The organism is Prevotella melaninogenica (assembly GCF_018127925.1).
Taxonomy (GTDB): Bacteria; Bacteroidota; Bacteroidia; order Bacteroidales; family Bacteroidaceae; genus Prevotella; species Prevotella melaninogenica_C.
In genome coordinates, this window is record NZ_CP072347.1 from 1,145,383 (window position 1) to 1,165,568 (window position 20,186).

Annotated in this window: 15 protein-coding genes and 1 pseudogene; 8 read left to right on the plus strand and 8 right to left on the minus strand. The window is 41.4% G+C overall.

Features of this window, described 5'->3' with window-relative positions; translation table 11 throughout:
- The first annotated feature begins 56 nt into the window (after positions 1 to 56).
- Positions 57 to 1,166, plus strand: a complete 1,110-nt coding sequence (prfA, locus tag J4861_RS04335; protein ID WP_211815933.1) for a peptide chain release factor 1 — start codon at positions 57 to 59, stop codon at positions 1,164 to 1,166.
- A 26-nt stretch (positions 1,167 to 1,192) separates the two neighbouring features.
- Positions 1,193 to 2,020, plus strand: coding sequence for an orotidine-5'-phosphate decarboxylase (pyrF, locus tag J4861_RS04340; RefSeq protein WP_211815934.1), 828 nt, complete (start codon positions 1,193 to 1,195; stop codon positions 2,018 to 2,020).
- A gap of 464 nt (positions 2,021 to 2,484) precedes the next feature.
- Here the strand turns inward: pyrF and J4861_RS04345 are convergent.
- From J4861_RS04345 to J4861_RS04355, 3 genes and pseudogenes are all read right to left on the minus strand, one after another.
- Positions 2,485 to 2,892, minus strand: a pseudogene (locus tag J4861_RS04345) (transposase); the annotation flags it as partial.
- Positions 2,893 to 3,167: 275 nt separating this feature from the next.
- The gene (locus J4861_RS04350; RefSeq protein ID WP_211815935.1) at positions 3,168 to 3,947 is read right to left on the minus strand and encodes a porin family protein; all 780 of its coding nucleotides are present in this window, start codon (positions 3,945 to 3,947) and stop codon (positions 3,168 to 3,170) included.
- 78 nt (positions 3,948 to 4,025) lie between these two features.
- A complete protein-coding gene (locus J4861_RS04355; protein ID WP_211815936.1) occupies positions 4,026 to 5,108 on the minus strand; it encodes a PCMD domain-containing protein in 1,083 nt (360 codons plus the stop codon).
- Positions 5,109 to 5,348: 240 nt separating this feature from the next.
- Here J4861_RS04355 and J4861_RS04360 point away from each other — a divergent pair, with 240 nt between their 5' ends.
- From J4861_RS04360 to hutI, 5 genes are all read left to right on the plus strand, one after another.
- A complete protein-coding gene (locus J4861_RS04360) occupies positions 5,349 to 6,056 on the plus strand; it encodes an SDR family NAD(P)-dependent oxidoreductase (RefSeq protein WP_036924868.1) in 708 nt (235 codons plus the stop codon).
- 842 nt (positions 6,057 to 6,898) lie between these two features.
- A complete protein-coding gene (gene ftcD, locus J4861_RS04365; protein ID WP_211815937.1) occupies positions 6,899 to 8,602 on the plus strand; it encodes a glutamate formimidoyltransferase in 1,704 nt (567 codons plus the stop codon).
- 248 nt (positions 8,603 to 8,850) lie between these two features.
- Positions 8,851 to 10,860: a urocanate hydratase gene (hutU, locus tag J4861_RS04370; RefSeq protein ID WP_211815938.1), complete on the plus strand. Its 2,010-nt coding sequence runs from the start codon at positions 8,851 to 8,853 to the stop codon at positions 10,858 to 10,860.
- Between the two features lie 34 nt (positions 10,861 to 10,894).
- Positions 10,895 to 12,376 carry a histidine ammonia-lyase gene (gene hutH / locus J4861_RS04375; RefSeq protein WP_211815939.1) on the plus strand — a complete coding sequence of 494 codons (1,482 nt, stop codon included), beginning with the start codon at positions 10,895 to 10,897 and terminating at the stop codon, positions 12,374 to 12,376.
- Between the two features lie 109 nt (positions 12,377 to 12,485).
- The gene (hutI, locus tag J4861_RS04380) at positions 12,486 to 13,730 is read left to right on the plus strand and encodes an imidazolonepropionase (RefSeq protein WP_211815940.1); all 1,245 of its coding nucleotides are present in this window, start codon (positions 12,486 to 12,488) and stop codon (positions 13,728 to 13,730) included.
- Positions 13,731 to 14,508: 778 nt separating this feature from the next.
- Here hutI and J4861_RS04385 read toward each other — a convergent pair.
- The 5 genes from J4861_RS04385 to J4861_RS04405 form a co-directional block, all read right to left on the minus strand.
- Entirely contained in the window at positions 14,509 to 15,060 is a 552-nt protein-coding gene (locus J4861_RS04385; protein ID WP_211815941.1) for a 30S ribosomal protein S16, read from the minus strand.
- A 337-nt stretch (positions 15,061 to 15,397) separates the two neighbouring features.
- Positions 15,398 to 15,859, minus strand: coding sequence for an HU family DNA-binding protein (locus tag J4861_RS04390; protein WP_211815942.1), 462 nt, complete (start codon positions 15,857 to 15,859; stop codon positions 15,398 to 15,400).
- 146 nt (positions 15,860 to 16,005) lie between these two features.
- Positions 16,006 to 17,709, minus strand: a complete 1,704-nt coding sequence (locus J4861_RS04395) for a hypothetical protein (protein ID WP_211815943.1) — start codon at positions 17,707 to 17,709, stop codon at positions 16,006 to 16,008.
- 39 nt (positions 17,710 to 17,748) lie between these two features.
- Positions 17,749 to 17,970: a hypothetical protein gene (locus J4861_RS04400; protein ID WP_211813310.1), complete on the minus strand. Its 222-nt coding sequence runs from the start codon at positions 17,968 to 17,970 to the stop codon at positions 17,749 to 17,751.
- A gap of 352 nt (positions 17,971 to 18,322) precedes the next feature.
- Complete coding sequence (locus tag J4861_RS04405; protein WP_211815944.1) at positions 18,323 to 19,117, minus strand: DUF5715 family protein; 795 nt, start codon at positions 19,115 to 19,117, stop codon at positions 18,323 to 18,325.
- Between the two features lie 108 nt (positions 19,118 to 19,225).
- Here J4861_RS04405 and J4861_RS04410 point away from each other — a divergent pair, with 108 nt between their 5' ends.
- Positions 19,226 to 20,173, plus strand: a complete 948-nt coding sequence (locus tag J4861_RS04410; protein ID WP_211815945.1) for a PhoH family protein — start codon at positions 19,226 to 19,228, stop codon at positions 20,171 to 20,173.
- Positions 20,174 to 20,186: the final 13 nt, after the last annotated feature.

The following is a 20,186-nucleotide window of genomic DNA, read 5'->3' on the forward strand; positions in this document are numbered from 1 at the left end:
AGATTGTTTCTGATTGTGGATGTTGAACGATAGGTTATGAATTAAACTAAAAGATTATGATAGATAACAACAGTATATTACAGAAACTCGATGGACTTGAGGCTCGTTATGAAGAAGTATCAACGCTTATAACAGACCCAAGTGTCATTGCAGATCAGTCACGTTATGTGAAACTGACAAAGGAATATAAGGACCTTGGCGACATTATGGATGCTCGTCGCCGTTATATTAACTGTCTTACCACTATCAAAGAGGCAAAGGATATCATTGCCAATGAGAGTGATGCAGAGATGAAAGAGATGGCACGTGAGGAGCTGACAGAGAACGAGGAACTCCAACCTAAGCTTGAAGAAGAAATTAAATTACTGCTTGTACCGAAAGACCCAGAGGACGCTAAGAACGTTCAAATGGAGATTCGTGGTGGTGCGGGTGGTGATGAAGCTGCGCTCTTTGCCGGTGATCTCTTTAATATGTACAAACGTTATTGCGACAAGAAGGGCTGGAAGCTCTCTATCACTTCCGTTTCTGAGGGTACTGCAGGTGGATTTAAGGAGATTGACTTTGCCGTTGAAGGTGATAACGTCTATGGTACCTTAAAGTATGAGTCAGGTGTTCACCGTGTACAGCGTGTACCTGCTACCGAGACACAAGGTCGTATGCACACATCTGCTGCGACAGTTGCCGTACTGCCAGAGGCTGATAAGTTCGAAGTAAACATCAACGAAGGCGATATCAAGTGGGATACTTTCCGTTCCAGTGGTGCCGGTGGTCAGAACGTAAATAAGGTTGAATCTGGTGTACGTCTGCGCTATCCTTGGAAGAATCCTAACACTGGTGAGGTAGAAGAAATCCTTATCGAGTGTACCGAGACACGTGATCAGCCAAAGAATAAGGAGCGCGCATTGAGTCGTCTTTATACTTACATCTATGACCACGAGCATCAGAAGTATGTTGATGACATCGCAAGTCGCCGTAAGACTTTGGTATCAACAGGTGACCGAAGTGCTAAAATTCGAACTTATAACTACCCACAAGGACGTGTTACCGACCACCGTGGCTTCACTACCCACGACCTTCAGGGCTTCATGAATGGTGAAATCCAGGATATGATTGATGCTTTGACCATTAAAGAGAATGCTGAGAAGTTGAAGGAAACAGAGTTATAACAACCAATATTTAGTAGATAACCTTTATGAACAGACAACAGTTAATCAACGAGATCTTCACAAAGAAGACATTCTTATGTGTGGGACTTGACACTGATATCAACAAGATACCAGCACACTTGAAGAATGAGGATGACCCTATCTTTGCTTTCAACAAGGCAATCATTGATGCAACAGCACCTTATTGCGTAGCCTATAAACCAAACCTTGCTTTCTATGAGTGCTATGGTTTGAAAGGTATGTTGGCATTTGAAAAGACCATTCAATATATAAAGGAAAACCATCCAAACCACTTTATCATTGCTGATGCTAAGCGTGGTGATATCGGCAACACATCTAAGATGTATGCCCAGACATTCTTCGAAGAGTATAATCTTGATTCTGTTACTGTGGCTCCATACATGGGCGAAGACAGTGTAAAACCTTTCCTTGAGTATGACGGAAAGTGGGTTATCCTACTCGCATTGACAAGCAACAAAGGTAGCCATGACTTCCAGCTGACAGAGGATAAGCAGGGCGAACACCTCTTTGAAAAAGTCTTAAAGAAGTCACAGGAATGGGGAACAACCGAAAACCTCATGTACGTTGTAGGTGCAACACAGGGAAAGATGTTTGAGGATATCCGCCGTATAGCACCAGAACATTTCCTCTTGGTACCAGGTGTTGGTGCACAAGGTGGTAGCTTGCAGGAGGTTTGTAAGTATGGAATGACAAAGGATTGTGGTCTACTTGTGAACTCATCACGTGGTATTATCTACGCAAGCACTGACACAGACTTTGCTGAAGTTGCTGCTGTAAAGGCAAAAGAGCTGCAAGAAGAAATGGCTGTTGAACTGGAACATATCGTAAGATAACGATATACATACATCTACAAGAAAAGGCTCAGTAGACAAACGAAGATGTTGTCGACTGAGCCTTTTTACTTATTTCGCATTTAGAGTAATAAGAATAGTTCTTCTGTTAAATGCATAGATTGAAATAGAATAAAGACTTATACTCTCCTTAAGACAATACCACTTATTCCCATTCTTTTAGTTTTTGTAAATTATTTTCAAACGACTCAAAACCAAAACATGCTCTTTTAGCTTCTAAAAGACGCCTAATTGGCTTCCAAAAGGTGCCCTTTTGAAGGCTAACTAACGCCCTTTTGAAACCCAATTAAGCACCTTTTATTTTGCTACCTTATAACTATCTGATTCTCTGTTGGTTGCAAAGTTGCTTTTTGAGAGGCTTTGTGCTTGATTTTGAAGAAGGTTTAAGTAAAGAAATGTAATAATCTTTTTCTGTGTTTTGATAAAAGTACTAACAAACCTTAAACACTTTCAAAGTATGCCTCATAGTCATCAGAGAGTGTATAGATGCTGTCCCTCTGCCCCATAATCTCTCGCAATTTCATCATCATCAACCATGCGGGAGAGTAATATTCGAGTTCAAGCTGATGCTGGATCTCCTTAGCCGACAGTACCTGCTTGATGGATGTCATCATGTGCGCAGTAGAGAACCAATCATACAGCGGTAGTTTGCTATGTTCCATAACGGTACCCTTTGTCAACGAGATTCTGTTGCCACAGTTCTCACATTGAAAGGATTTCCTTCCAGGCAGCCATTTATACTTTGTAGCTCCACACTTAGGACACACAACACCTATTTCCTCTCGAACAGCTCTAAGGTAGTTCTCGCAGCTATCCTCATCAGGGAACATCTGGAAGAAGTCTTTCAATAACATAGGTCTCATATTTGTGACAAATATAATTGATTTTCAGATTTTTACAATGGAGCTATATTGAAATTAACATACCTTAGTACTTTTATCAAAACACAGAATAATCTTTCAAAATCTTATCTATATTTTTTTTAAGTATTGAAATTAAATAACTTTCCGTGTCGAGGGTTGATAATAAAACAGGAAGTTGGCTGTCTTAGCTATGTTTTTATTTAATGAGCAACTTCGGTTCTTCCATTGAAGCTATACGAAAAGTATACACATTTAACGGAAGAACCTTAAAAACGATATCCGAATCCGAGGTTAAGATAGATTGGATAGAGTCCGAAGCTAATCGTCTTGAAATCACTTTCAAAGATGTTATTGAATGCCCATGTAAGGTCAGCATTGACTGTGAAGTGATTGAAAGCACGCCATGTTGCACCTAACTGACCACCCCACTGAAAGTGACGGAGGTTAGATGAGAAATCATATGACGCTGTATTGCCATCAGCAAAAGTAAGTTTCTCTCCCACAGGAGTACCTTCACGCAGATAACCATCACTTACGTTACCCGTAAACTGACCATCTAACTTGATAGAAGAGTAAAGCCCTGCACGCACCTTCCAGCGATTATTGAAACGATAGTTTGCCATAACAGGAACGGTGAGGAGGGTTGTATTATAGTTTGTCTTTACATAACCCGTCCAGTAACCAGCCACACGACTACCATCATTGAGAATTTCCATGCTATAGTTTTTCACGTTTGCACCAGTTATCATACCCTTTTCTTCAAACTTCAAACCAGTAGAAACACCCCACTTCTGCTCCTTACCGAGCCATTTAGTGACTGTTCCCTCTAACGTTCCATTGAACTTTGGACTATAACTACTTATCTCTCTGATTTCTACAGGCATAGGAAGCGGAGAAGCACCACCAATATTTACGCCAGCTTTTACCTCATATTCCCAGCCATTTTGTTCTGCACTGCTTAGTGAAGAAGTGCGGTCTGTTTGTGCAAAGGCTGTCGTTGCGCAGTTCATTGCCATGATTGCAACTGCAATAATATGTTGTCTCATTTGTCTTATTTTATCTTTAATATCTTTGTGTTAACTCTCAAACCATTAAACTCGTTACTTGTCAACTCCAAACAACTACTACTCAGAGTATAACTTCAGTTCATCCACATAGAGCGTACTGCCAACAGCACCATTGAAGAAGGCGCCATCCTTACTTGAAGACATGATGATAGCAAGACTATACTTACCCTTCTTCAACTTCTCACTGTCTACAGTGCGACCTGCTACAGGCTCAAATGAGATAGAGAAACGTGTCCATTCGTCTGTTTCCTTAGCATTCTTAAGCTGTGCAAGGAGGACAATACGGTCACTGGTTAATGAATTGGTACCATCGAGATACTCCACTCCATCGCCTGTTTCAAAGAGTACTGCGTAAATAGCCAAACTATCCTTACGACCTTTAATCTCCTTCTTATCCTTATCTTGGAACTTCTCTCCAGCCTTGTATTTATAGTAGCCTATCAACTCCTTAGGCACCTTATAGAATGGACGACCAAAGTGGCTTGACTTTGCTGGGTTACCCATATCAATTTGGAAATCACCTGTAAAGAGATTACCTGCTGCTATTGGGGCACCGAACATAGCACCAAGGAAACCCGTGCTAACAGTTGTCAGTTTCAGACACTTACCCACATAACCATTTTCTGCTTGACTTGTTGGGTATTCAGTAGCCTTACTATTACCCATAAGGAATGATACACCAGCGTTACCACTACCCCACTCTGCAAGGTTACCATCAGCAGTCTTATCAACAAAAGTATGATATTTACTGGTAGAATCAACCTTAAGCGTCTCAAAATGGTAATCAGTTGCAACATCATTACTTACAAATGACACCTTATAAGTCTTCTTCCACTGACCGTCTTGTGAGGTCACTGTATAGCTCTGAGGCTGTGTAAAGTTTAACTTAGTACCACTCTCAGGCTCAATCTTAGCACCTTCAGTGAGCTTAAACATTGGAGCCAAGTTAGTTAAGTCTTCCCAACCATTGACATAGAATAGTACTTCATTATTTGTGATAACAGGCTTACGGACCAGTGTTGTACCGTCAACCATAACATCTGTAATATCTGCTTCCGCATTTAATGCTTCCTCCTTAATACAAGAAGAAAGTAAGAGTCCTGCCATCATAGCAAGAACCATTGGTCTAAATAACTTCATTAGATTATGCGATTAATTATTAAAATTAGACGAATTATCACTGCAAAGGTACGTAAAAAAAACTGTATAAGAAAGAGATAAAGCTATATGATGATCAAAGCAAGGAACACACACATTAAAATTATATAAAGAATAAAGTCTTTTATGTAATTATATCCCAGCATTAAAGATTATTCTCTCAATAAAATAATGTATCTTTGCAAGCAAATATATCACACTGATAAACATAGAAAAACAAATATGGCAAAAGTATTGGTAACAGGTGCTAACAAAGGCATTGGCTATGGCATCTGTAAGTTTTTAGGCAAGAGTGGCTGGCAGGTAATCGTTGGTGCGCGTCATAGTGAGCGTGCTGAGGAGGCAATGAAGTCATTGAAAGCTGAGGGAGTGGACGTGATTGGATGGCAATACGTCAATCTATCAGACAATGCTTCTTTGGAGCAAACAGCAAAAGAAGTAAAAGAGAAATATCATGACTTGGAACTATTGGTAAACAATGCTGGTATTCCTGGCGATATGGAAGTAGCAAGTTATGAGTCAGAGCTAAAGGATGTAATAGATACCGTACAAGTAAACTATGTCGGAACATTCTGTTTGACAAAGGCACTTACCCCATTACTCTCTGCAAACAAAGGAAGAATTGTGAACATAACCGTACCATCTGAAGTAAGTCCGTACTGGCATCCAATGGCTTACGTAGCCAGCAAAGCAGCACAGAATGCAATGACCAGTATTATGGCTATGGAATTTGAGAAGAACAATATACCTGTTGAAATCTTCAATATCCACCCTGGTGCTACTACAACCGATTTAAATAACCATTATACAGGACCAGGTTCTCACTCGATAGATGTTGTTAGTGAGAAGATTGCAGAGGTTATTAATGATGGGGAAAAGCATCAAGGAGAGTTTGTTGAGTTATATCCTATCGTTGACGAAGGACGATAGTTTAGACTAAAAGAATATCTCTTTATTCTTCCCAAGAAACATTGCAGTTATACTCCTTTACTTCCTACATCGTCGGAAACAGTGTGGGCTACGTATCTTTAAACCCAAATCAGTCAATACACTTGTAAGAATTATACATTATTATGGTCTAATGACTGATTGGGGTTAAATAAAAACTCCGTCAACTCCCGTACTTTCGCATGAGATTTGACTCCAAAAGCTAAGAAAATATATTGACAAAATATTCAAAAAAAGGTAGGGAAATAACTTAAAAGCAAGTTCTTTTATCACCTTTGTAAGTTATTTGCTATCAAGCAGTTAAAAAGATAGATTTGAAAAGGTGCTTTGTAAGGGTCCAAAAGGGCGTTAGTAAGACCTCAAAAGGGCATCTTTTGCAAGCTAAAAGGGCGTTAATTGCAAGCCATTTGGTGGTCTTTTAAAAAACGATATGTGAAAAATTCTAACAAAAGGCGACTTCGGTAGTTTGAAGTGATAAGGTTTACTACTTACGTTTAGAGTTTTAAGAAATATTGCATAGAGCGATTCTAAGCTTTCTGCAAGAAACTTAGAATTGCTCTGTATACCTTATTATATAATGGCTTTTTATCACTCTATATTTTAGAAAAACCATTTTTCACCTTCTAATCACTCCTATTTCTATGCCTAATAACTGTATTTATAAACCTATTTCTAATACGATTACCTTCCATTACTTTGCCAAATGAAGGTAACTAAAGTTTGTTTAAATAGTTTTGCATTAAAAGTTTTGAATTACAAAAACTAATTTGTATTTTTACACTCGAAACCTAAACTATCATTGTTTAAATCTATATTTGTTATATATGGCACGAGAAAAACAAATCATCGAGTGTGTCCCTAATTTTAGTGAAGGACGAAACAAAGATGTAATCAAACAGATTACTGATGAAGTGGAACGCGTTAAAGGCGTTAAATTACTGGATGTTGACCCTGGAGAAGCAACCAATCGTACGGTTGTAACCTTCGTTGGCGAACCATCAGTAGTTGTAGAGGCTGCTTTCCGCTGTGTTAAGAAAGCTGCACAACTTATTGACATGCGACAGCATCATGGTGCTCACCCTCGTATGGGTGCAACAGATGTTTGTCCGCTTATCCCTGTTGCTGGTATCACCTTAGAGGAATGTGCAGCATTGGCACGTAAGTTGGCAGAGCGTATTGCTAATGAACTACAGGTTCCTTGCTACTGTTATGAAGCTGCAGCCAAGACTCCAGAACGTAAGAATCTTGCTATTTGCCGTAAGGGAGAGTATGAAGGACTTCCACAGCGTATGTCAGAAGCAACAGAGGCACCTGATTATGGTGCACGTGAATGGGATGAGCAGTTAGCACGAACAGGCTGTACGGCAGTCGGTGCACGCGATTTCTTGATAGCAACAAACTTCAACCTCAACACAACCTCTACACGTCGTGCCAATGCAATAGCATTTGATGTAAGAGAAAAAGGTCGTCCTATGCGTGAAGGGGGTTCGCCTGTGGGTAAGCCAATGAAGGACGAAAAGGGCGAAATCATCATGCAATCCGGTACGTTGAAAGCAACAAAGGCTATTGGCTGGTTCATTGATGAATATGGAATAGCACAGGTGTCAATGAATATAACTGACATCAATATCACACCTCTCCACATTGCCTTTGATGAGGTTTGTCGCTGTGCACAGAACCGTGGAATACGCGTGACAGGTACTGAAATAGTAGGTCTTATTCCTAAGCGTACACTCCTTGAAGCTGGAACTTATTTCCTAAAGAAGCAGCAACGTTCAACAGGTATTCCAGAAGAAGACATCATCAAGATTGCCATTATGTCAATGGGATTAGACGATTTGAAACCTTTCAATCCACGTGAGAAAGTCATTGAATATTTGTTGGAAGATGCTAATAAGACACCAAAGCTCATTGATTTGACTGTCAAAGAGTTTGCTGATGAGACTTCACGTGAATCTCCTGCACCTGGAGGCGGTACAATCTCTGCTTATATGGGAGCATTGGGTGCTGCTTTAGGTACAATGGTAGCCAACCTCTCCAGCCATAAAGCAGGTTGGGATGCACGCTGGGAAGAGTTCAGCAACTGGGCTGAAAAGGGTCAGACAATACAAGCTGAACTAATGGTACTCGTTGATGAAGATACAGAAGCTTTCAACCGAATCATGTCTGCCTTTGGACTTCCTAAGGGTACCGATGAGGAAAAAGCTGCACGTTCTCAGGCAATACAAGAAGCAACACTCTTTGCAACAGAAGTTCCTTTGCACACGATGAAGGCTTCATACAAGGTGTTTGAACTTTGCCGTGCAATGGCAGAGGAAGGTAATCCTAACAGTGTTTCAGATGCTGGTGTTGGAGTATTGGCAGCTCGTGCTGCTGTACTCGGCGCAGGTCTGAATGTGAAGATTAATGCTTCTGGCTTGAAAGACAAAGAAAAAGCAGAACATTTAGTTGCCGAGGCAAACAAGTTGATTGCTCAAGCTAATGAAGCTGAGGCAGAGATAATGAAGATAGTTGAGGCTAAACTATAATGTTTTTCTTTTTATTATAAGGGTTATATTCCTTATAAACAAGGAAATAAATAACACTTTAGCTATCCCACAACGAAGTTAATTATATGTCAATAAATTGGGCAAGCATACCTTGCTTGCCCGATTAAAATCTCCATAAGATAATAGATATATAATCGTAGCTAAAGCTGTTATATGCCTTAACTAATACACTTTACGCTGAAAACCTTTTTAAATAACTACAACCCAAATAGATTTACTAAGTAACTATGACAAAAGAAGAATTTATAAAAGACATTCGCACAGGCATAGCCGACACGCTACCTGAGCCACAAGCATACGACCCTTCTATCAATCACGCACCAAAGCGTAAGGATATTCTCACACAAGAAGAGAAGAAACTTGCACTACGCAATGCCCTGCGTTATTTTCCAAAGAAGTTCCATGCAGCATTAGCACCAGAGTTTGCTGAGGAATTACGCCAATATGGTCGTATCTATATGTACCGTTTTCGCCCAACATACGAGATGTATGCTCGTCCTATAGACGAATACCCTCATAACTCTAAACAGGCGGCAGCCATCATGATGATGATTCAGAACAACCTTGATAAGGCTGTTGCACAGCATCCTCATGAATTGATTACATACGGTGGTAATGGTGCCGTATTCCAGAATTGGGCACAATATCGATTGGTGATGAAGTATTTGAGTGAGATGACCGATGAACAAACATTGGTGATGTATTCTGGTCATCCGCTCGGACTCTTCCCTTCTCATAAGAATGCTCCTCGTGTAGTGGTAACAAATGGTATGGTAATACCAAACTATTCTAAGCCTGATGATTGGGAACGAGATAATGCCTTGGGTGTAAGTCAGTATGGACAGATGACCGCAGGTTCCTATATGTATATTGGTCCACAAGGTATTGTTCATGGCACAACCATCACCGTTCTAAATGCAGCACGCAAACGATTGAAGGCTGGAGAGACAAGTATAAAAGGTATGCTCTTTGTTACTTCTGGCTTAGGCGGTATGTCTGGTGCTCAACCTAAGGCTGGCAACATAGCTGGTGTAGTAAGTATTACAGCAGAAATCAACCCATTGGCAGCACAGAAACGTTATGACCAAGGTTGGGTTGACGAACTTCACACCTCTCTTGATGAACTTATCCCTGCAGCATTGAAGGCTGTTGAGGAAAAGCGTACAGTCTCTATGGCTTATGTGGGTAATGTTGTTGACCTTTGGGAACGCTTAGCAGCAGAAGATGTACACGTTGACTTAGGAAGTGATCAGACCTCCCTCCACAACCCTTGGGCAGGTGGATACTATCCAGTCGGACTTTCTTTGGAAGAATCTAAACGTATGATGGCAGAGGAACCAGCGTTGTTTAAGGAGAAAGTGCAGGAGTCTTTACGCCGTCAGGTGGCAGCTATTAACAAGCTGACAGCGAAAGGTATGTACTTCTTCGACTATGGTAATGCTTTCCTTTTAGAGTCAAGTCGTGCGGGAGCGGACATCATGAAGGCTGACGGCAAGTTCCGTTATCCTTCTTATGTACAAGATATTATGGGACCAATGTTCTTCGATTATGGCTTTGGACCATTCCGCTGGGTTTGTTCATCAGGTGACCCAAAGGACTTAGAAACATCCGACCGCATTGCAACAGAGGTATTAGAAGAAATACGCAAGACGGCAACTCCAGATATTATCGGTCAACTTGACGATAATATTCATTGGATAAAAGAAGCAGGAAAGAACCATTTAGTTGTTGGTTCTCAGGCTCGTATCCTTTATGCAGACTCGGAAGGACGTACCAAGATTGCCTTAGCTTTCAATGAAGCAATACGTAAGGGAGAAATCTCTCGGCCTATCGTTCTGGGACGTGATCACCATGATGTGTCGGGAACAGACTCTCCTTTCCGTGAGACATCTAATATATATGATGGCTCACAGTTCTGCGCTGACATGGCTGTACAGAATGTTATTGGCGACTCTTTCCGTGGTGCAACATGGGTATCTATCCACAATGGAGGCGGTGTTGGTTGGGGAGAAGTTATCAATGGTGGCTTCGGTATGGTGATTGATGGTAGCGAAGACTCTGACCGCCACATCCGTCAGATGCTCCTTTGGGATGTCAACAATGGTATTGCACGTCGTAGTTGGGCACGCAACACAGGTTCTATTGATGCTATTCGAAGAGAGATGGAACGTACACCAGGACTCTGTGTTACACTCCCTAACATTGTTGATGATGATGTTATAAACACTGCTTTTTAATCATTTAAATCTATTATACTAATCCTTAGAAACTATGAACAAAATTCATCAGATCAGTGCCGAGCATCTGTCTATTGAGCAGATTGGTGAGATAATCAAGAACGGCACAAAGCTTGAACTTTCTGAAGATGCACGTCAACGAATTATTCGTTGTAGAGAGTATCTCGATAATAAGATTAAAGAATCAGAAACTCCTATCTATGGTGTGACAACAGGCTTCGGCTCTCTCTGTAAGATATCTATCGACAAGGATAGTCTTTCACAGTTGCAGAAAAACCTCGTGATGTCTCATGCTTGTGGTGTAGGCGACCGCGTTCCCAATGAGATTGTGAAGATAATGTTGCTGCTCAAGATTCAGTCGCTCAGTTACGGCTACTCAGCCTGTCAGCTGAAGACTGTCGAGCGACTGATAGACTTCTTCAACAACGACATCTATCCTATTGTATATATGCAAGGTTCGTTGGGTGCTTCAGGCGACCTCGTTCCTTTAGCTCACCTCTCTCTACCACTTATCGGTATGGGTGAAGTTGAATACAAAGGCGAAATCTTCTCTGGTGCTGACATCCTTAAAAAGATGAAATGGGAGGTTATCGAACTTGTTTCTAAAGAAGGACTTGCCTTACTCAATGGAACTCAGAATATGAATGCCTTTGCTGTATGGGCACTCTTACAAAGTGAACGTTTGAGCGAGTGGGCTGATGTTATCGGTACTATGTCTCTTGAGGCTTACGATGGACGTATTGAACCATTCACACACGCTGTTCACGCTGTTCGTCATCACAAGGGACAGATTAATACTGCAGCACGCATAAGAGAACTATTAGAAGGCAGTGAGCTTATCAAACAGCCTAAAGTCAACGTACAAGACCCTTATTCATTCCGTTGTATGCCACAGGTACATGGCGCATCAAAGGACACAATTGCCTATGTTAAGTCTGTCGTAGATATTGAAGTGAATGCTGCAACTGATAACCCAACCGTTTGTCCTGATGAAGATCTTGTTATCTCAGCAGGAAACTTCCATGGAGAACCAATTGCACAACCAATGGACTTCCTTGCTATCGCACTCTGCGAACTAAGCAATATCTCTGAACGCCGTATCTATAAGCTCGTTTCTGGCACACGAAACCTACCAAGTTTCCTTGTAGCTAAGCCTGGTGTTAACAGTGGTTTTATGATTCCACAATACACAGCAGCATCTATTGTTAGCCAGAGTAAGACTTATTGTACGCCTGCATCTGTCGACAGTATTCCATCTTCACAAGGGCAGGAAGACCATGTTAGTATGGGTGCTAATGCTGCAACAAAGCTCTATCAGGTTGTATTGAATACGGAGCGTGTACTTGCTATCGAACTCTTCAATGCTGCACAAGCACTTGAGTTCCGTCGTCCGTTGAAGTCTTCTCCTATGATTGAAGCTATCCACAAGGCATATCGTGAGAGTGTACCTTTCATTGACACAGACGAGTTTATGGCACCTCACATCGCCAAGTCTGTTGAATTCTTACGTAAATAAATAAGTCATAAAGGGGTTGTATCAAGATTGTCTACAGTTTTGATATAGCCCCTTTCTTATTGAACATCCCATATTCTCACACTTTCATAGATTTATAGGAACACTTGAAATGAAAAGACTAATAGTAAAAAACATCGGCTTACTTGCCGGTATAGGGCATGAGGGAAAACTATGTCTTAAAGGTAAAGAGATGACAGAACTAAACACGCTGCCCAATGCTTACCTTATTATAGAGGACGGACATTTTGCTAATTACGGTAAGATGAGCGATTGCCCCTCTCTCTCTGACAATGAAGAAGTTGTTGATGCCGAAGGGGGAACCATCCTTCCTTCATGGTGCGACTCTCATACCCACATCGTCTATGCAAGTAGTCGAGAGCAAGAGTTTGTTGACAAGATTCGTGGACTCAGCTATGCAGAAATTGCTAAACGTGGTGGTGGTATCCTTAACTCAGCAGATCGCCTTCATGAACTGAGCGAAGACGAACTTTATCAACAAGCGATGAAGCGTGTTGATGAGATTATTAGGAAAGGAACAGGATGTGTAGAGATAAAAAGTGGATATGGACTCAACACGGAAGATGAACTAAAGATGCTCCGTGTTATCCGTCGTATCAAAGGGACAACACGGCTGAAAGTCGTTGCAACATTCCTTGGTGCACATGCCGTTTCGCGTGAATATAAAGGTAGACAAGATGCCTACGTTGATTTAATCATCAACGAAATGATACCCGCTGTGGGTGCTGAGAAATTGGCTGAGTTCATCGATGTATTCTGTGACACGGGCTTCTTTACACCAAAAGAAACTGCACGGATTCTTAAAGCTGGTGCAGCATATGGAATGCGACCCAAGATACATGCTGACGAGTTAGAATCATCTGGTGGTGTAGAGGTTGGTGTAGAATATAACGCTCTATCAGTTGACCACTTAGAGAGTATGACTGAAGAAGAGATTGAGATTCTAAAGTATAGCGAAACAATGCCGACTGCACTCCCAGGAACCTCCTTCTTCCTCAACCTACCTTTTGCCTTAGGACGAAAGATGATAGACCAAGGACTTCCACTTGCCCTTGCAAGTGACTACAACCCAGGCTCTACCCCATCAGGAGACATGAAGTTTATCGTTTCTCTTGGCTGTATCAAGATGCGCCTAATGCCAACAGAAGCGATCAATGCTGCAACCTTGAATGGAGCATGTGCAATGGGATTGAGTAAAGAATATGGTTCTATTACACGTGGAAAGGTGGCTAACTTCTTTATTACAGACACAATCCCTTCTATAGAATTTATCCCATACGCTTATACAACCCCTATAGTAAAACGAATTTTCCTGCAAGGAGAAGAGTATGTATAGGTAGATTTAATGACGCATCATAATAAGTTGAAACTACATTAGTAACATATAGCAAGGTAATCAAGCCTCAACGACACATCTATTGAAAAGGGGGAACAAGTCATTATGACGGTTCTTGCAAAAGATGGAGTGATAAAGTAGACCCTTAGATAATAAGGTACACGGAGAGCAAAGAGGACTAATAGCTATAGACGGAGATACCTATGGTATAAAGAGCAACAGAGATGTTCCACACAGGTTTCTGACATCTTTGTCATCTATTTTTCCAATAAAAACTGCAGCTATGGTCCTTTGATTCCTCCCTCGTCGGTGTCATAGTGGGCTACGTATCTTTAAATAAAGCCCTCGTTACCTTCGTGCATCTGTGTGAGATTTAAAGTCGCAAGACAAAGAAATATATTGACAAAAAGATTGAAGGAAAGGCAGGGAAGTGACTTAAAAGTGAGTTGTTTTAACGCTTGCATAAGTTACTTGTTATCAAATAGTTGCAGAGGGGGCTTTTAAAAGGTGCTTAACAAGGGTTCAAAAGGGCGTTAGTTAGACATCTAAAGGGCATCTTTTGCAAGCCAATCAGGCGTTTATAGCAAGCCGTTTAGTGGTATTTACAAAATCGATATGTGAAAAAATCGGACATTATTACCTTTATTTAGTAAGACAAGAATGACTTATTTATGTGGGAATGCTTACCGTATTGTAACACTTTTGAATCTATCACAAATAAAAAAGTCCATAAACTCTTGAAGAGTCTATGGACTTATGCTTTAATTGCGAGCGAGGGTTATACCTCTGCTGGTGCCTCCTCTACAGGAGCCTCAGAAGTAGTATCCTCAGCAGCCTGTGCTGCCTCAGCCTCAGCCTGTGCTGCAACGGCAGCAGCCTTCTTGTCTGCAACCTTCTTAGCAATAGCCTCGTTAACCTTCTTCTCAGCCTCGAGGTTCTGAGCAGCAGTAGCCTTCTTCGCGTCGGTTACCTTCTTCTCAACAGCCTCTGTAGCTGCAACCTTAGCCTGCTTCCAAGCATCAAACTTCTGCTGGCATGCAGCCTCGTCGAATGCGCCCTTCTTAACACCACCACGGAGGTGCTTCATCATGTAAACGCCCTCACCCTTAAGGATGTTACGAGCAGTGTCTGTTGGCTGAGCACCAGTCTCAACCCAGTAAAGAGCACGATCAAAATTCAAATCTACTGTGGCTGGATTGGTGTTAGGGTTATAAGTACCAATCTTCTCAGTAAACTTACCATCACGTGGTGCACGAGCGTCAGCGATTACGATGCTGTAGAAAGCATAGTTCTTACGACCACCGCGCTGCAATCTGATTTTTGTTGCCATAATTCTTTAATAAATATTTTAAAGGTTTGAATTTAATGCTGTCATCTCGTGACAGCGAATGCAAAATTACTTCTTTTTTCGGTAACTACCAAATAATCGGATGATTATATTCCATTGAAGTACCGTTCTTGGACGTATTAAAATCCTAATCAACCATTAATCCACAATAGCCATTACTCTTATTTAAAAACTAACGGATAAAATGAAACAAAGGGTTAATTCCCCTCCCATAGGGGTATCTCGAATTTTACTCCCCCTCTCCTCTTGGAGAGGGGGCGGGGAAGAGGCTGCCCCCTCCCTACTGGGGAGGGGCGGTGGAGGGGGCAGTTAGGGCTTTTTATTCCGGCTCTGGTTCTGGTCCTCCTCCTTCTTTCTTTTTCTTTTCTTCCTTTCCATCTTTAATCTTCCTCCTTGCAGGATTATCCACATCCACTTCAATTTTCTTCAGTGCATCAGCAACCGCCGACTTCCAGCGAACGATGATGCGGGGATGCTTCAATGAGGCAGCAGACACATCCTTTGCCTCTTTCTCCATCTTCGATGGGATTGCGGTGCGGATAGAGAAGATATCGCCTAAATCGAGTGAACCACCTAAGGTGACAACTTCTTTGACAATGTTTCGCAGCGTGATGAGCACATTGCGCACATCGCCTTCACTCAATGAGGTTTCACGCACAATACGTTCAACAAGCCATGCCTGTGAGAACTTGTTAATAGACTTTGGCTCTGCGCCATAAGCTTTCTGTCCTTTGCGAGGACCTACGCCAAGCACGCGCTCGACAACTTTAAAACTAATCATGTTTTTAACGTATTGAATGAATAATGTTAAGTGTTTTATATTCCCAATAGGAAAGCCATCGGCTTCCTATTGGGAATATCTTTGTATTCCTATTGGGAATACGATTACCTTCCTATTGAGATATGCTTTGCAGAGATATAGGGCATTTAATATTCAACAAAAGCACGTGCGGAACCTACCATATTATGGTATGGGAAATATGTCCAGCGCAGGGATGGAGTTTCCACCATCATCCATCCTCCACAGGCATAATTACTGGGACTCGTTCGGTAAAAGAGTGTACTCGACCAGTATCGTCCACTCATAGCTGTGCCTCCAACGCTTGTGAAAGCATCATTCATCAATTCACTATACCATCCGTATGTAGTAGCAGTCTGGTAATGTGGTTGTATATCTGTTATGACGGTACTTCTGTCACCAAATCCAAGGTTATTATATAACACTCGGAAGTCACTGTTAGACGGCAGATACCATGTCAATGCTGGTGTTCCTGTATAGGTAATGCTATTGCCATAGTCAACACTTGCCTTAAAAGGAGGGAAGTCTGTATTCTTTCCTTTCACCTTGTCACCCCTGACAAGGCTTGTACTGTAACTTGCATCCCATGTCTCATCTTTACCACTGGTTGCATTGGTTGTAAGTGAAGTCTCTGGATGGTTGTCCATATCTACACTGTGTGTATTCGTGTTCAAATATAGAGGAGAGGTGTGGGCATAGTAAGGATCTGCCCAGACTCTATTGCCTCCTACCAGTGTCACATTTTTCAATGCAACAGCCATGTGCTTGTTTTTATCTATGACTACTGCTATAGGTGTCTTCGTTCCACCACCAAAGGTTGTGTCCTTGAGTTTACCAACAGTTCCGTCACTCATCAGATACAGGAAAGAAGGCATCATCTTTACTTTGACCATATAGGTTTCATTAGAAACAACTGTCTTACTTGTCTTAGCAGGCTGAACAATGCCATTAAGGGCTTCGTTGAACAAGATACCGCCTGTGAAGTTCAGCTTCAATGCTGCAAGATCTGTCCCTGGCAGAATGTAATGGTAATCAGCCGTGGAAGTATAAGCATAATTCTTGCCATAGGCTGAAGCCGAGTATTTGGTTTCAGTGCTGGCAGCAAAGTTATTGGCTTCGGCTGTCATTGGTGCCGAGTTCGTTGCTGTATAGCTTCCTGTAGCAGGATCGTATGAAACGGTCTGTGGAATATTGGCAGTAGTTTGTAGTGCGGCTGAAATAGCGGGAATATCCTTCTTTGCCGCCATCTGCGTGCGAACGCGTACACCAGCATGTTTGGATGCAATCGTAATGGTTTTATCTGTCGTACCAATAGCTACTTGTACCCGTCCAATGCGTGCTGTGCCGGCATCTGCCAAAGCTACTTCAAGCTGATTGCCGTTTGGGGTTACCTTGTCATTGAAGCAGACAAAAGTATAGGTGCGGTTATAACTTAGCTCTATATGATCAGGTGTACTGGCATCAGGTGTAAATGTTGAACCACTGAAAGTTCCTTTCAGTTCGCCTCGCAATGCGCCACCATCATAGGCACGGATAGTATAATGCACAGGAGTTGTCACGCTACGTGTGCGGGCAGCGATACTCGCTGTTGGATCGTTCTCTATGCTGGTCTCTGCTTCGCAGTCATTGAGCTCTGCTATGGTTGGCGTCTCCTTAGCGGAAACGGCACGTGTTGTCTGGTTGTCAGCTCCGAAATCCTCTTCTACTATGCGGAACTGTGCAGCCTGTACATACTCTCCTTTACCATTTGTGCTATCTTCATTGCTACAAGCCGTTGTCAGCATCACAAGCATTGCACAGGCTATTGATGATAAAATAGAAATCTTTTTCATTGTCGTTGTTAATTAATTTTTACTATTCTAGGAATAAACCTATTCAAACTCGTTCTCATCTCCGTCATCTATGGTCTGCTCATTGTCCCAATCTTCTTCTGTAAATCCAGGACCGCTGGGCATTGCTTTGATCTTAGGACTGGCACAGATCAAGTTTGCCGTCTCTACCTCGATAACCTTGCACCAAGGAGAGGCATAATGTTGTTTTCTTAATAATTCTTTCTTCATTTTTATAATTGTTTGTTGAATTAAAAATGCCATAAATCAACCCTTTCTTCAGCTGGAAAAAGGGCATAAAAAAGCGAACAAAAGAAACTCCTAAAAGTCCTTTGTTTACAGGGGTTACGGCACGCTTCTCGCGCGCGTAAGCTGGAAGAAAAAAAATATGATTAAACGCTAGTAGCGCCTGTGTGTGTGTGTGTGTGTGTGTGTTAGCAAATTATTTGGATTGACCAAATATATAGTGCAAAAAGATGCAAAGAATCTGATAATTCTTTGCAGTATATCGTTGCCTTGATATGTCATTGCTAATTGTTTCACGGCCGCAAAGGTAAGAAGATAAAATGGAATGAACAAGGAATCTGTAGAAAAAATAAGTCTCTTAAACAAAAAACTATCTAACAGTTATATGGAAACAACACTGATGCTTCTCATGCTTTATGAAGCATCGTCCTTGTGAACGTAAGTCGTTAAGCACTTCACTTAAAACCCATTTAAGAGTATCATTTGTCACAGGACGAGTAACTGAAGCATATTTATTGTAAGCAATGTCGAAGGTTGTACCATACAAATGGCAGCTATTCTCTGTTGCATTATGATTATGCCGACGAAGTTTCTCAACATCTTCCTTTGTTCTCAATACGCTTGAAACTAAAAGTTTATTGATAGGCACTCCCTTTGTCTGCAAGCTATCCATAAAGTTACGGGCAATATCTTGAAGTAAGATAGCAGCACGTGGCACAAGATATGGTATGCTACTATTCAACTTCTTCATATTATAATATGGATTACTACCGACATATACCAACTCGCTCTTACGCTTCTCAGCATCAGCACGATCAGCAACAGGCTTCACACCATAACGCAACGCAGCTTCAAGTTGCTGTGGCTGCGAATCAGGGAAGCTCTCTTCATAATCTCTTACACCAACGATTCTGTTTTTCTTCTGTGAACCATCTGATGTAAAGAAATGAGACATCTTAACATTACTTGGAGTTGATTGAGCTTTAATCTTAGCTGAGTCAATTTTTTCCATGACATGCGTGCTATCACCATCACCTTTGGATAATGCTTTCATCCTATCATGAGCGATAGACGGAAACAGTAACCTTATGATGGCTAAAAGAAAAGTTACAGCAATGAAGCCCAATAAAAAACGATTCTTTGTTATCTTCTTTTTTTGTTTCATTGGTACAAAGGTAATAAGTTTTTGCTGATTGCGAATTATGAATTAAGAATAATTTGTAAGTATCATTATTTTATAGTAACTTTGCGAACAAATATAAAGTAGAAAAAATTGATAGAGAAGCATATAGTTCTTGAAGATATAGACCCAGTAGTCTTCTATGGGGTTGGCAATGGTCACCTCCAAATGATAAAATCACTCTTCCCTAAGTTGAGAATTGTTGCAAGAGACAATGTTATTCGCATCTTAGGTGATGAAGAAGAGATGGTAAAGATTGAAGAAGACATTGAAACCATGCGTAAGCATGTGGAGCGGTATAACACCATTACAGAAGAGGACATCCTTGATATCGTGAAAGGTCGTAAGACCAAAGCTGATGCGGTAAAGGACGTCCTTGTTTATTCTGTATCGGGCAGACCTATCAAAGGTCGTTCGGAGCATCAGCAGCAACTGATTGATGCCTTCGAAAAAAGCGATATGATATTTGCTGTTGGACCAGCAGGAACGGGTAAAACTTATCTCAGTATAGCTTTGGCTGTAAAAGCTCTTAAGGAAAAAGCTGCAAAGAAGATTATCTTATCACGCCCAGCCGTTGAAGCTGGTGAGAAACTTGGATTCCTTCCAGGTGATATGAAGGATAAGATTGACCCCTATCTGCAACCACTTTATGACGCTTTAGAGGACATGATTCCAGCTGTAAAACTACAGGATATGATGGATAAACATATCATACAGATTGCTCCATTGGCATTCATGCGAGGACGAACACTGAGTGATGCTGTAGTAATCCTTGATGAAGCACAGAATACAACACCAGCACAAATCCGTATGTTCTTAACACGTATGGGCTGGAATACAAAGATGGTTATCACAGGTGACTTGACGCAGATTGACCTCCCTCATGCAGAGAAGAGCGGATTAAAGGAAGCACTTTCTATTCTAAATGGTGTGGATGGTATCTCGGTTGTCAATCTTGATAAAAAAGACATTGTAAGACACAAATTAGTTACGCGTATCGTGAATGCATACGAAGCACACGATAAAGCTAACAAGAGATAGGACTCTATAAACA

Coding starts and splice junctions, on each gene's coding strand:
- J4861_RS04395 (WP_211815943.1), bottom strand. CDS start 17,709: ATGAAAAAGATTTCTATTTTATCATCAATAGCCTGTGCAATGCTTGTG.
- hutH (WP_211815939.1), top strand. CDS start 10,895: ATGAACAAAATTCATCAGATCAGTGCCGAGCATCTGTCTATTGAGCAG.
- J4861_RS04350 (WP_211815935.1), bottom strand. CDS start 3,947: ATGAGACAACATATTATTGCAGTTGCAATCATGGCAATGAACTGCGCA.
- hutI (WP_211815940.1), top strand. CDS start 12,486: ATGAAAAGACTAATAGTAAAAAACATCGGCTTACTTGCCGGTATAGGG.
- J4861_RS04405 (WP_211815944.1), bottom strand. CDS start 19,117: ATGAAACAAAAAAAGAAGATAACAAAGAATCGTTTTTTATTGGGCTTC.
- J4861_RS04400 (WP_211813310.1), bottom strand. CDS start 17,970: ATGGCATTTTTAATTCAACAAACAATTATAAAAATGAAGAAAGAATTA.
- ftcD (WP_211815937.1), top strand. CDS start 6,899: ATGGCACGAGAAAAACAAATCATCGAGTGTGTCCCTAATTTTAGTGAA.
- J4861_RS04355 (WP_211815936.1), bottom strand. CDS start 5,108: ATGAAGTTATTTAGACCAATGGTTCTTGCTATGATGGCAGGACTCTTA.
- J4861_RS04385 (WP_211815941.1), bottom strand. CDS start 15,060: ATGGCAACAAAAATCAGATTGCAGCGCGGTGGTCGTAAGAACTATGCT.
- pyrF (WP_211815934.1), top strand. CDS start 1,193: ATGAACAGACAACAGTTAATCAACGAGATCTTCACAAAGAAGACATTC.
- J4861_RS04390 (WP_211815942.1), bottom strand. CDS start 15,859: ATGATTAGTTTTAAAGTTGTCGAGCGCGTGCTTGGCGTAGGTCCTCGC.
- J4861_RS04360 (WP_036924868.1), top strand. CDS start 5,349: ATGGCAAAAGTATTGGTAACAGGTGCTAACAAAGGCATTGGCTATGGC.
- prfA (WP_211815933.1), top strand. CDS start 57: ATGATAGATAACAACAGTATATTACAGAAACTCGATGGACTTGAGGCT.
- hutU (WP_211815938.1), top strand. CDS start 8,851: ATGACAAAAGAAGAATTTATAAAAGACATTCGCACAGGCATAGCCGAC.